The sequence below is a fragment of the Actinoallomurus vinaceus genome (assembly GCF_039542055.1).
In the GTDB taxonomy this organism is placed as follows: domain Bacteria; phylum Actinomycetota; class Actinomycetes; order Streptosporangiales; family Streptosporangiaceae; genus Actinoallomurus; species Actinoallomurus vinaceus.
The window spans coordinates 545,447-557,809 of the sequence record NZ_BAABHK010000003.1; the positions used below are offsets into that span (position 1 = coordinate 545,447).

At 70.8% G+C, this 12,363-nt stretch carries 8 protein-coding genes; all 8 read right to left on the reverse strand.

What is annotated here, in order from left to right; genetic code table 11:
- Positions 1 to 4: 4 nt before the first annotated feature.
- The 8 genes from gltB to trpA all read right to left on the reverse strand — a co-directional run bounded on the left by gltB (position 5) and on the right by trpA (position 12,354).
- Entirely contained in the window at positions 5 to 4,576 is a 4,572-nt protein-coding gene (gltB, locus tag ABEA24_RS13500) for a glutamate synthase large subunit (RefSeq protein WP_345431102.1), read from the reverse strand.
- Between the two features lie 318 nt (positions 4,577 to 4,894).
- Entirely contained in the window at positions 4,895 to 5,926 is a 1,032-nt protein-coding gene (locus ABEA24_RS13505; protein ID WP_345431103.1) for a hypothetical protein, read from the reverse strand.
- A 169-nt stretch (positions 5,927 to 6,095) separates the two neighbouring features.
- Positions 6,096 to 6,803: a hypothetical protein gene (locus tag ABEA24_RS13510; protein ID WP_345431104.1), complete on the reverse strand. Its 708-nt coding sequence runs from the start codon at positions 6,801 to 6,803 to the stop codon at positions 6,096 to 6,098.
- Positions 6,804 to 7,296: 493 nt separating this feature from the next.
- A complete protein-coding gene (locus tag ABEA24_RS13515; protein WP_345431105.1) occupies positions 7,297 to 8,082 on the reverse strand; it encodes a hypothetical protein in 786 nt (261 codons plus the stop codon).
- A gap of 127 nt (positions 8,083 to 8,209) precedes the next feature.
- Positions 8,210 to 9,706: a prolipoprotein diacylglyceryl transferase gene (lgt, locus tag ABEA24_RS13520; RefSeq protein WP_345431106.1), complete on the reverse strand. Its 1,497-nt coding sequence runs from the start codon at positions 9,704 to 9,706 to the stop codon at positions 8,210 to 8,212.
- A gap of 209 nt (positions 9,707 to 9,915) precedes the next feature.
- Positions 9,916 to 10,749, reverse strand: coding sequence for a DsbA family protein (locus tag ABEA24_RS13525; RefSeq protein WP_345431107.1), 834 nt, complete (start codon positions 10,747 to 10,749; stop codon positions 9,916 to 9,918).
- A 31-nt stretch (positions 10,750 to 10,780) separates the two neighbouring features.
- Positions 10,781 to 11,416, reverse strand: a complete 636-nt coding sequence (locus ABEA24_RS13530) for a MauE/DoxX family redox-associated membrane protein (protein WP_345431108.1) — start codon at positions 11,414 to 11,416, stop codon at positions 10,781 to 10,783.
- 113 nt (positions 11,417 to 11,529) lie between these two features.
- The gene (trpA, locus tag ABEA24_RS13535) at positions 11,530 to 12,354 is read right to left on the reverse strand and encodes a tryptophan synthase subunit alpha (RefSeq protein WP_345431444.1); all 825 of its coding nucleotides are present in this window, start codon (positions 12,352 to 12,354) and stop codon (positions 11,530 to 11,532) included.
- Between the last annotated feature and the right edge of the window lie 9 nt (positions 12,355 to 12,363).

The window sequence follows — 12,363 nt, forward strand, 5'->3', positions numbered from 1 at the left end:
CCCTTCACCCGTTGGCGGCGGCCATGACGGCCTGGTCGGCGTCGCGTCCCTCGGCCTCCGCGGCGGCGCGGGCGGTCAGGACTCTCTTGTAGTCGCGCGGCATGACCTTGGCGAAGCGGCCGACCGCGGCGTCCCAGTCGGCGAGCAGCGCGGCGGCGACCGTGGATCCGGTCTCGGCGCGGTGGCGTTCGACGATGTCCCGCAGGTAGGCGCGGTCGTCGTCGCCGAGCGGGTCGAGGTCGACCATCTCGGTGTTGAGGCGCTCGGCCCGCAGGTCCAGGACGTAGGCGATGCCGCCGGACATGCCGGCCGCGAAGTTGCGGCCGGTCGGGCCGAGGACGACCGCCCGGCCGCCGGTCATGTACTCGCAGCCGTGGTCGCCGACGCCTTCGACGACGGCGGTCGCGCCGGAGTTGCGGACGCAGAACCGCTCGCCGACGACGCCGCGGACGAACGCCTCACCGGACGTCGCGCCGTACAGCATGACGTTGCCGGCGATGATCTGCTCCTCCGCCCTGAACGGCGCGTCGGCGGGCGGGCGTACGGTGATGCGCCCGCCGGACAGGCCCTTCCCGACGTAGTCGTTGGCGTCGCCGACCAGCCGGAGGGTGATCCCGCGCGGCACGAACGCGCCGAACGAGTTGCCCGCCGACCCGGTGAAGGTGACGTCGATCGTGTTGTCGGGCAGGCCCTCGCCGCCCCACTTCTTGGTCACCTCGTGGCCGAGCATCGTGCCGACCGTGCGGTTGACGTTGCGGATCGGCAGCTCGAGCTTGACCGGGTCGCCGTAGGCGATGGCGCCTTCGGCGAGCTGGATCAGCGTGTTGTCCAGCGCCTTCTCCAGGCCGTGGTCCTGCTCGGTGACGCGGCGCAGCGCCGCGCCGTCGGGCAGGTCGGGCCGGTACAGGATCGGGGCCAGGTCGAGCCCGGCGGCCTTCCAGTGGCCGACGGCCTCGGCGGAGTCGATCATCTCGACGTGGCCGATCGCCTCGTCGAGGGACCGGAAGCCGAGCTCGGCGAGGTACTCGCGGACCTCCTCGGCGATGAACTCGAAGAAGTTGACGACGAACTCCGGCTTGCCGCTGAACTTCTTGCGCAGCTCCGGGTTCTGGGTGGCGACGCCGACCGGGCAGGTGTCCAGGTGGCAGACGCGCATCATCACGCAGCCGGAGACGACCAGCGGCGCGGTCGCGAAGCCGTACTCCTCGGCGCCGAGCAGCGCGGCGATCACGACGTCGCGGCCGGTCTTCATCTGCCCGTCGGTCTGCACGACGATGCGGTCGCGCAGGCCGTTGAGCAGCAGCGTCTGCTGGGTCTCGGCCAGGCCGAGCTCCCAGGGCGCGCCGGCGTGCTTGATCGAGGTGAGCGGCGAGGCGCCGGTGCCGCCGTCGTACCCGGAGATGAGCACCACGTCGGCGTGCGCCTTGGACACGCCCGCCGCGACCGTTCCGACCCCGACCTCGGCGACGAGCTTGACGTGCACGCGCGCCGCCGGGTTGGCGTTCTTGAGGTCGTGGATGAGCTGGGCGAGGTCCTCGATCGAGTAGATGTCGTGGTGCGGCGGCGGCGAGATGAGGCCGACGCCGGGCGTGGAGTGCCGGGTCTTGGCGATCCACGGGTACACCTTGTGGCCGGGCAGCTGCCCGCCCTCACCCGGCTTGGCTCCCTGCGCCATCTTGATCTGCAGGTCGTCGGCGTTGGTCAGGTACTCCGACGTCACGCCGAACCGGCCCGAGGCCACCTGCTTGATCGCCGACCGGCGCAGGTCGCCGTTGGCGTCCGGCGTGAACCGCACGGGGTCCTCGCCGCCCTCGCCGGTGTTGGACTTGGCGCCGAGACGGTTCATCGCGATCGCGATCGTCTCGTGGGCCTCGGCGGAGATCGAACCGTACGACATGGCGCCGGTGGAGAACCGCTTGACGATCTCCGAGGCGGGCTCGACCTCCTCGACGGGCACCGGCGGGCGTACGCCCTCGCGCAGCTTGAACAGGCCGCGCAGGGTCATCAGCCGGTGCGCCTGCTCGTCGACGAGCTTCGTGTACTCCTTGAAGATCTCGTACCGGCGGGTGCGGGTGGCGTGCTGCAGCTTGAAGACCGTCTCGGGGTTGAACAGGTGCGGCTCGCCCTCGCGCCGCCACTGGTACTCCCCGCCGACCTCGAGGGTGCGGTGCGACAGCTCGTTGCCGCCGGGCGGGAACGCCCGGTGGTGGCGCTGCGCGACCTCCTCGGCGAGCACGTCGTAGCCGACGCCGCCGAGGCGGGAGGTCGTGCCGGTGAAGCACTCGGCGATGACCTCCTCGCCGAGGCCGACCGACTCGAAGATCTGCGCGCCGGTGTACGAGGCGACCGTCGACACGCCCATCTTGGACATGACCTTCAGGACGCCCTTGCCGTACGCCTTGACCAGGTTGCGGACGGCCTTGGCCGGATCGCCGGTGAGGACGCCACTGGCGACCAGGTCCTCGACGGTCTCGATGGCGAGGTACGGGTTGACGGCCGACGCGCCGTACCCGATGAGCAGCGCGATGTGGTGGCACTCGCGGGCGTCGGCGGTCTCGACGACCAGGCCGACGCGCGTGCGGGTCTTCTCCCGGATCAGGTGGTGGTGCACCGCGCCGGTGAGCAGCAGCGACGGGATCGGCGCCTGGTCGGCGGTCGCGCCGCGGTCGGACAGGACGAGCAGGCGGGCGCCGTCGCGGATCGCCGCCGACACCTCGGCGCAGATCTCCTCCAGCCGGTGCCGGAGCGCCTCTCCCCCACCGGCCACGTCGTACAGGCCGGAGACGACGTACGGCTGGAACTCCGGCCGGTCGCCGTCGTCGTTGATGTGGGTGATCTTGGCGAGTTCCTCGTTGTCGAGGATCGGCGTGGGCAGCACGAGCCGGCGGCAGGAGTCCGGGCCGGGCTCGAGCAGGTTGCCCTCGGGGCCGAGCGTCGACTGCAGGCTGGTGACGAGCTCCTCGCGGATGGCGTCCAGCGGCGGGTTCGTGACCTGTGCGAACAGCTGCTTGAAGTACTCGAACAGCTGCCGCGGCCGCTCCGACAGCGCGGCCAGCGGCGTGTCGGTGCCCATGGAGCCGATCGGCTCGGCGCCGTTCTTCGCCATCGGCGCCAGGATGATCTTCAGCTCTTCGTTGGTGTAGCCGAAGACCTGCTGGCGCTTGACCAGCGTCTCGTGCGAGGGCAGGGCGCCCTCGTGCAGCTCCTCGACGACGCGCAGCTCGCGCTCGGGCAGCTCCTCGAAGCGGACGAGGCCGTCGCGCAGCCACTCGGCGTACGGGTGCTCGCGGGCGAGCTCCGCCTTGATCTCGTCGTCCTCGACGATGCGGCCCTGGGCGGTGTCGACCAGGAAGATCTTGCCGGGCTGCAGGCGGCCCTTGCGGACCACCTTCGACGGCTCGATGTCCAGCACGCCGGCCTCGCTGGCCAGCACGACGAACCCGTCGTCGGTCACCCAGAACCGGCCCGGGCGCAGGCCGTTGCGGTCCAGGACCGCGCCGACCACGGTGCCGTCGGTGAAGGTGACGCTCGCCGGGCCGTCCCAGGCCTCCATCAGCGTGGAGTGGAACTCGTAGAAGGCCCGCCGCTCCGGGTCCATCTCGGTGTGGTTCTCCCACGCCTCGGGGATCATCATGAGCACCGAGTGGGGCAGCGACCGGCCGCCGAGGTGGAGCAGCTCCAGGCACTCGTCGAACGAGGCCGTGTCGCTGGCCTCGATGTCGATCACCGGGAAGATCCGGGACAGGTCCCCCGACAGGACGTCGGACTTGAGCAGCGCCTCGCGGGCCCGCATCCAGTTCCGGTTGCCCTTGACCGTGTTGATCTCGCCGTTGTGCGCGATGAACCGGTACGGGTGGGCCAGCTCCCACGCCGGGAACGTGTTGGTGGAGAACCGCGAGTGGACCAGTGCGATGCCGGTGGTGTAGCGCCGGTCGGACAGGTCCGGGAAGAACGGCTCCAGCTGCGGGGTGGTCAGCATCCCCTTGTAGACGATCGTGCGGCTGGACAGGCTCGGGAAGTACACCCCGGTGTCCTGCTCCATGCGCTCGCGGGCGCAGAACACGACCCGGTCCAGCTCCAGCTCCCGGGCGCCGCTCCGGGCGCTCAGGAACAGCTGGGCGAAGTGCGGCATGACCGCGTGCGCCGTCGGGCCGGAGAAGTCCGGGTCGTGAGGAAGCTCACGCCAGCCGAGGACGGTCAGACCCTCCTCGTCCGCGATCCGCTCGACGACCGCGACCGTCTCGGCCCGCTTCGCCTCGTCGGTGGGCAGGAACGCGATGCCCGCGGCGTACGCGCCGGGCTCGGGCAGCGCGAAGTTCACGACCTCCCGGAACAGGGCGTCGGGCAGCTGGGTGAGGATTCCGGCGCCGTCGCCGTCGTCCGGTTCGGCGCCCTTGGCGCCGCGGTGATCCAGGTTACGCAGGACGGTCAAGGCCTTCACGACGATGTCGTGACTCTTGCGGCCGTTCAGGTCGGCGACCATGCCGACGCCACAGGCGTCATGCTCACCCGCGGGGTCGTACAGACCTTGACGCTCTGGGCGTCCCCGGCCCGGAATCATGGCAGCAGGCACCATCAACCCTCCCGTCGTCTCGTTCCGCTCCCCATCAGTTGCAGACTGGGACGACGTTGGCCCGCTGCGGTGTCTAGAGATTACAACACTGTCTGATTCATCCCCGACGCGGCGTGATCACGAAACTTGGTGAATCTTCCGAGTCTTGCGCCAACCGAGGCTTTCGCCCGGTTGTTCCGTTGAAGCGGCTCGATTCCGCATTAGTGGGGCGAGAGGGCTTGATTGGGGCGAGAGGGACGGACCGCGCCGGAAGGGCCCCGTCGTCACCGGATGTTCGCCGGATATTCGATGGGGTCGCCGCCCAGCGCGGTTCCCGCTTGCTCAGCCGCCGACGTTCCTGGTGAACAGGAACGTCTTGCCCGCACGCTCCACGAGGGACGCCGGAGGGATCGTGTCGGCGCTCGACGCGGTGCCGTCCGCGCCGCCGGCCCAGCCGATCACCACGAAGTGCCCGTACGCTCCGCCGGACGCGCCCGTGTTGCCCTTGCCGAAACGGTCGACCGGCGAGGGCCCCGAGACCGGCAGGAAGAAGCCCTTGCTGCCCGCGTCCGGGTCCATGTCCCCGATCAGGCTGTTCGCGGCGTTGACGTCCCGGAGGTTGAAGATCACCACCTGGCCGACCCAGCGCTGGTCCGACGAGACGTACGCGGCGCGGATCGCCTGCGTGCAGCCGTAGCCCTGCAGGGCCGTCTTCAGCCCGGCGCCCCAGACCGCGCTCCCGCAGTCGGTGTCCAGCCGCCCCGAGCCCTGGAGCTGCATCGTGATGTGCTCGATGTTGTTGGTCTGCGCCTTGGCCTCGGCGTCGCTGAAGACCTCGGTCACGGTCATCGGCTGCGAGTCCGTCGAGGCGGTGTTCAGCTTGTCCCACAGCGACCAGGACTTGGTGGCGTTGTAGTAGGACGGCTTGTACTGGCCGGCCGCGGAGCCCGGCTGCCCAGGCGCCGGCTGGCCCGTCTGCCCCGCCCCGGGCGTCCCGACCGCGGCCGGCGACGTGCCCGTGCTGGTCTTGCCGTCCCCGCCACTCGAGGCGGCGTAGTAGGCGCCGCCGAGCACCCCGCCGACCAGGAGGACGGAGCCGGCGATCGCCGCGATGACGATGCCGCCGTTGCCCTTCTTCGGCGGCGGGCCCATGGGCGGCTGGCCCATCGGGCCCATCGGGCCCATCGGACCCTGCACCTGCGGCGGCTGCATGCTCGGCGGTCCCATGGGCACGCCGCCCGCCATCGTCTCCTGGTGCTGCCAGCCGGCGCCGGACGGACCGTATCCACCCGGCGGAGGCGTCGCACCCCACCCGCCGGGCTGACCTCCAGGGGGCTGCTCGCCGGGACCGGTGGGCGGGTACGGGTAACTCATATCGTGATCTCCTCTGATGACCTCGCCTCTTAGAGGGAGAAGCCTAGGGCGTGGTTCCCGCCCGTTCGGCCGGATTGTGACACGTTTACGCCGGACGCCATGTGTCAAGTGCCCGATGAGGCCGCACGACGGCCGGCATCGGTCGGGGCCCGTGCCGCTCAGGGTTGCGTTAGTTCTTCTGCCCCTGATCGGCCACGCGCCCCACGATGGCGGGGGGCGGGCCGACCGTGACGAGCAGCGACAGCAGCTTCGGGTCCGTCTCGCTCCCCGTGCCGTCCGCGCGCCGCACCCAGGTGATCACCGCGTAGTGGCCCATCGCCACCCCGCGGGCGGTGCTGAAGCCCTGACCGAACGCCGCCTCGTCGGAGGGCGGCCGCGCGAACCCCTCGCCGCTCTGCGGATCGGCCGCCGCGACCACTTTGTCGGCGACCGTGGAGTCGGCCACGTTGAAGATCGCCACCATCGCCATGAAGCGCTTGTCCGCGTACACCCCGCGGGCCACCTGGGTGCAGCCCGCCTGCTGCAGCCGCCTGACCAGCGCCTGCCCCCAGACGGCGTCGGAGCACCGGGCGTCCAGCTTGGACTCGGTCAGCTTCAACGACGCCTTCGACTCCTTGTCCGCGATGGTCTTCTTGTCGAAGACCTCGTTCTCGGTGAGCGGACTGGGGTCGGCGGTGCGCTTGGCGATGGGCGCGAACACGTCGGTGGAGGACGCCGCGGAGTACACCGACGGCAACGGCCCACCGGCCGCCAGGCCGCCCGGCTGCGGGGCCGCGGGCTTCGAATCGTCGTGGAGCAGCACGACCAGGCCGGCGACGGCCATGAGTGCGACGACCAGGACCACACCGGCCGCGAGGAAGTAGGCCGTGGCGGGCACGGTGCCCGGCCCCTTGTCCCGCTGCGCGAGCCGCGCCGGGGTCTTGATCGCGGGTAGCCGGAAGGACGGACGTGGCCTGCGCGGTGCCTCCCCGGGATCTCCCTCGGGGTCGGCGTTCGGGTCGTACGGCGCGTCCGGAGGCGGGCCGCCGTTCCACCCGGCCGGCTGTCCTCCGGAAGGGCCTCCGCCGTCCCATTCCGGAGACGGCTGTCCTCCGGGAGGCGCTCCGCCGTTCCACCCCGGAGACGGTTGTCCCCCGGGAGGACCTCCGTTCCACCCTGGAGCGCGCTGCGCGTCAGGAGGACCCCCGCCGTTCCACCCTGGAGCGGGCTGACCGCCGGGAGGACCTCCGCCGTTCCAACCCTGGGGCCCGTCCGGGACCGGCGGGTGGCCGCCGTTCCAGCCCGGAGACGGCTGCCCCTCGGGGGGCCGCCCGCCACTCCACGCGGCGGGCTGCTGCCCGTCCCAGCCCTGCGAAGGGCCGTTGTGCCGTCTATCCACCGGCGAGGACGAGTCGTTCCCAGACGAAGTCGTCGGCCCGCTCGATGGCGATACTGGCGTCCAGGAGTTCGTTCATCGTCTGCGGCTGTGCCCCGCCCGCCTTCTCCACCCAGCTGATGACCACGTAGTGCCCGAACGGCTGGCTGTAGGCCGCGCTGAAGCCGCCGCTGAAGTTCGTCGTTCCCTTGACCGTGAGCGGCGAGACGAATCCCGCACTGCTGCCCGGGTCGAGGTCACGGATGATCTGCTCCGCGCCGTCGAGGGTTTCGAGGTTCAGGGCGATGAACTGGCCGACGTACTGCTTGTCGTTGCTGACGTACGCGCCGCGGGCGATCTGGGTGCACCCGTACTTCTGCAGATCGGCCTGGAGCTGCTGCCCCCAGGTGGCGGTCTTGCAGTCACCGGCGATGTCGGCTCCGGCGAGCGTGAAGCTGTACTTGCCGTGGGAGACGGTCTTGTCGTCGTCGCCGAACACCTCGTTCTGGTTCAGCGGGCGCTTGTCCTTGTTGCGGTCGGACAGCTTCTTCACCTGGGAATTCGGCGGAGTGTTGACGTAGACCTTGGGCAGCACCTTGACCGCCGCGGCGGCCTGCGGCTTCTTGCCGTCACCGCCGCCCATGGCCACGACCGCGACGACGGCGACGACGAGGATCACGGCCACCGCGGCCCCTCCGATGATCAGGAGGTTTCGCTTGGAACCACCCGCCGAGCCTCGCGCGGCGCGGCGTCCTCGCGATCCCTGTCCCTGCTCGTCGTCCTCGTAACCCATCTCGCTCACGAGCCGTGAGCTTAGCGAACCTCCAGCGACGAGATGTCCATATCGCCGCTCTGCCCCATTTTGTCCCGCTGTTTGTGGCGGATACCACGAGCCGCCGAACGCCTCTCCCGGATCCCGGGAAGAGGCGTCAGGCGCCGCGACCCGCCGACGACCGGTCCGTCTTTCCCGTCGGCGAGGCCTTCTCGTCGGCGTGCGAGACGTCGTCCGCGGTGGAGGACTCGGGCCCGTCGGCCGCGTCGCCCTCCGAGCGGCTCTGCTCGCCGTCGGGCACGTCGGCGGCGGCCTGAGAGTCGGCGGTATCGGCGTCGTCCTTCGCCTCGTCGCCGGGAGCGGCCGCGGCCGTCGCGCCGGCGTCGGCGTCGGCGGGCGGAGCGTCCGCGGCATCGCCGTCCGCGGGCGCAGCCTCCGCCTCGGCCGTCTCGGAGCTCTCCGGCTCCGGGGCGTGCGCGTCGTCCGCCTCCGGCTCCGCCGCCTCCGAGGATGGGTCCTCGCCCGCATCGCCGGCGGCCGGCTCGCCGTCCTCCGGGGCGTCGGCGGTGGACTCGCCGCCCTTCGGCTCGGCCGTCTCCGGCTTCTCGGCGGCCTCCGCGGCTTCGACGGCCTCGGACGAGTCCTCCGCTTCTGCGGCCCCGTCGGGCTCGGCGGACGCTTCGGCCGCTACCGGCTCGGCAGGCTCCTCGGCCTCTCTCGCCGAGGCCGGCTCCTCCTCGGCCGGCCGGGCCGCGGCGTCGTCTTCGCTCGCGGACTCCTCCGCCGCGGACCCCTCTGCCGCAGTCTCCTCCGCCGTGGCGTCCGCCGCCGTACCGAAGGCTCCGGCCGGGTTCTCGGTCTTGTCCCGCTGGAGGTACAGGTAGGCCACCGCGCAGAGGAAGACGACGAGCGCGGTCCAGTCGTTGAGCCGCAGGCCCAGGACGTGGTGGGCGGGGTCGACGCGCAGCCACTCGATCCAGGCCCGGCCCACGGTGTAAGCGGCGACGTACAGGGCGAACGCCCGTCCGTAGACGAGCCGGAAGCGCTTCTCCGCCCAGATGACCAGGACGGCCACTCCGACGCACCAGAGGAACTCGTACAGGAACGTCGGCTGGTACGTCGCGATGTCCGGGGTGTTCGGCGGGCGGTGCGCCGGGTCGATCTTCACGGCCCAGGGAAGCGTCGAGGGCCGGCCGTACAGCTCCTGGTTGAACCAGTTGCCCCAGCGCCCGATCGCCTGGGCCAGGACGATGCCCGGCGCGGCGGCGTCGGCGAAGACGCGCAGGGAGATCCCCCGGCGACGGCAGCCGAGGTAGGCGCCGAACGTGCCGAGGGCGATGGCCCCCCAGATGCCGAGCCCGCCGTTCCAGACCTTGAACGCGTCGATGGGATGGCGCCCGTGGCCGAAGTACAGCTGGTGGTCGGTGATGACGTGGTAGAGCCGCCCGCCGATCAGGCCGAACGGCACCGCCCAGACCGCGATGTCGACGACCGTCCCGGACGCGCCGCCCCGGGCCGTCCAGCGCCGCTCCCCTAGCCATACCGCGACGATCACCCCAATGATGATCATCAAGGCGTATCCGCGAAGGGGCAGGGGCCCCAGATGGATGCTGCCCTGCGACGGGCTGGGGATGAAGGCGAGCGGCTGCTGCATGGGATGTGAGATTACCGTCTGGCGGGCATCCGACGGCGCGACGACGGTGAAGATCGGGCGTCGAATGCGCATCGCCGCCGGAGTGAGTCCCGGCAGCATGGCGATGGGGGCACGGCCGATGGCCGTACCCCCATGTACTCAGGCGTTCCCGGGTGCCCGCGCCGACCGTGGCACGGCGCGGCTCGGCCGTGCCCCGTCCGGGGTCGTCGTTACTTGCTGGACTTGGTCGACGGGCTGGCCGAACCGGTCGGGGCGACCGGCGTGGACGCGCTCGGCGTGACGTCGACCGGCTTGGCGGCCAGGATGGCCTTCTCCAGGGCGGACGGCTTCAGCAGGACGTTGGTCAGGTCCAGGGACTGGCCGTTGAGGAAGACGGTCGGCGTGCCGGTGACCTTGCGGGTCTGCTCGGCGTAGTTCGTCATCGAGTCGATCTGGCTCTGCTTCTGCATGCCCTTGACGCACTGCTCGAACGCCGGGGTGTCGAAGCCGAGGTCCTTGGCCCAGCCGATGAGGTCCTTGTTGGAGAAGCCGTTCGAGCCTTCCGCCGGCTGGTTCTTGTAGATCGTGTCGTGGTACTTGACCCACTTGTCCCCCGGAGCGCACAGCGCGGCGTTGGCGGCGCGCTGGGAGTTGCCGCGGATCGGCTCCTCCCGCTCCTTGAACAGCCAGAACGGGTTGTAGACGACGTTGACCTTGCCCTCGGCCGCGAGGCGCTTGATCGTGTTACCGCTGGTGCTCTCCATCTCCTTGCAGATGGGGCACTGGAAGTCCTCGAACATCTCCAGCTTGGGAGCCTTGATCCCCGGCTTGCCCATGAGGATTTGGCCGTCGGCCAGGCGGGTCGCCGGCGCCAGCGCACCGGTGTACGTGTTCTTGTCCTTCTTGTTCACGACGTACACGGTGACGATCACGGCCAGCGCCACGATCGCGAGGGCGCTGATGGCGATGGTGAGGGCGCGCATCCGCTGTTGCTTCTGCGCTTGCCGCTTGCGCTCCTCCGCCAGCCGCTCGCGGGCCGACCGCTGTCGAGCGGCCTTACTCATCTGGTCTCCTAGTTGAATATCTGTTGAACGCTCAGGTGGTGTACAGACCGAGCACCCGGTCGAGCGCGAGTTTTCCGCGCGAGAACACCATCAGCCAGGCGGCGAGGGCGAGGAAGCCGAGGTCTCGGAAGACCTCCCTAAGGTAATGGGTCTGGCCCTTGCTCACCGTGCCGCCGCCCCCGAAACAGCCGCAGTTGATCGAGAGTCCACGCGCGGCCACGGAGATGATCCCGGCGATGAAGACGATGAACAGCAGACCCACGCAGATCGCCATGACCCGGGTGGCGAACCCGAGGAGGATCATCGCGGCCAGGACCATCTCCAGCACCGGCAGCCCGAGAGCGACCGGCGTGACCATGCCCTTCGGCAGGATCTGGTACGCGGAGACGGCGGTCTTCTGCAGCGCCGGCGGCTCGCTGAACTTCGCGTACCCGGCGATCCCGAGGATGGCCGCGAGCGCGACGCGCACCACCAGCGTGATCCACTCCTGGCGGCGCTGAATGGCCGACGGAAGGCGGAGCCGCGCGGTGAGACCGGTCCTGGCCTCCGCGGCGTCGGTCTTCCTGGTCGTCGAGTCGCGTCTCGCGGACGCCGTCCTGCCGCCGGCGGGCGCTCCCCCGGTGGCCTTGGTCCTGCGTCTCGCGGAGTCAGCCTTGGCTTCAGCCACTGTCTTTCCTCACCCTGTCATGATCCGGCGCGCGCAAGCATAGGCGACGAGAATGTAAGGACGCCGTCAAGTACGGGGTCGATCCTGTCACCTTCCCAGCGCATGCGGGCCCGCTATCGCCGTACGCCTTCGGCGAGCTCGGCGGTGAGCCGGCGTACGGCGTCGATCCCGGCCTCGGGGGACGGCGCGTCGAGCAGCCGGCGGATGAACGCCGAGCCGACGATGACCCCGTCGGCGAAGCCCGCGACCTCGGCGGCCTGCTCGCCGTTGCTGACGCCCAGGCCGAGGCCGATCGGCAGCGGCGACCGCTGCGCCATGGCCTTGCGGGTGCGCTCGACCAGGTGCGCGGCGCCGGTGTCGACGGCCGTACGCGCCCCCGTCACGCCCATGAGCGAGGCGGCGTACACGAACCCGCGGGACACATTGGTGATGATCCCGAGGCGCTCGTCGGTGGAGCTGAGGGCGACCAGGAAGACGCGGTCGAGGTCGTACGCGTCGGAGGCGGCCAGCCACGGCTCGGCCTCCTCCGGCGTGAGGTCCGGGGTGATCAGGCCGCACCCGCCCGCCGAGGACAGGTCTCGGGCGAAGGCCTCGACGCCGTACCGGTCGACGGGGTTCCAGTACGTCATGATGAGCGTGCGCGCGCCGGTGGCGGCGACCGCCTCCACGGTGCGGAACACGTCGGCGACCCGGATGCCGCCGGTCAGCGCCTGGTGGACGGCGTCCTGGATGGTCGGGCCGTCCATGAGCGGGTCGGTGTAGGGCAGGCCGATCTCGATGACGTCGCAGCCGGCCTCGACCATGGCCGTGGCGGCGGCGACGGCCCCCTCGTACGAGGGGAACCCGGCGGGCAGGTAGCCGACGAGCGCCGCGCGCCCCTCGGCCTTGGCCTTCTCGAACGCCGTCGCAACGGTCGGTGCGCCGCCGGTCCGCTCCATGGATCCACT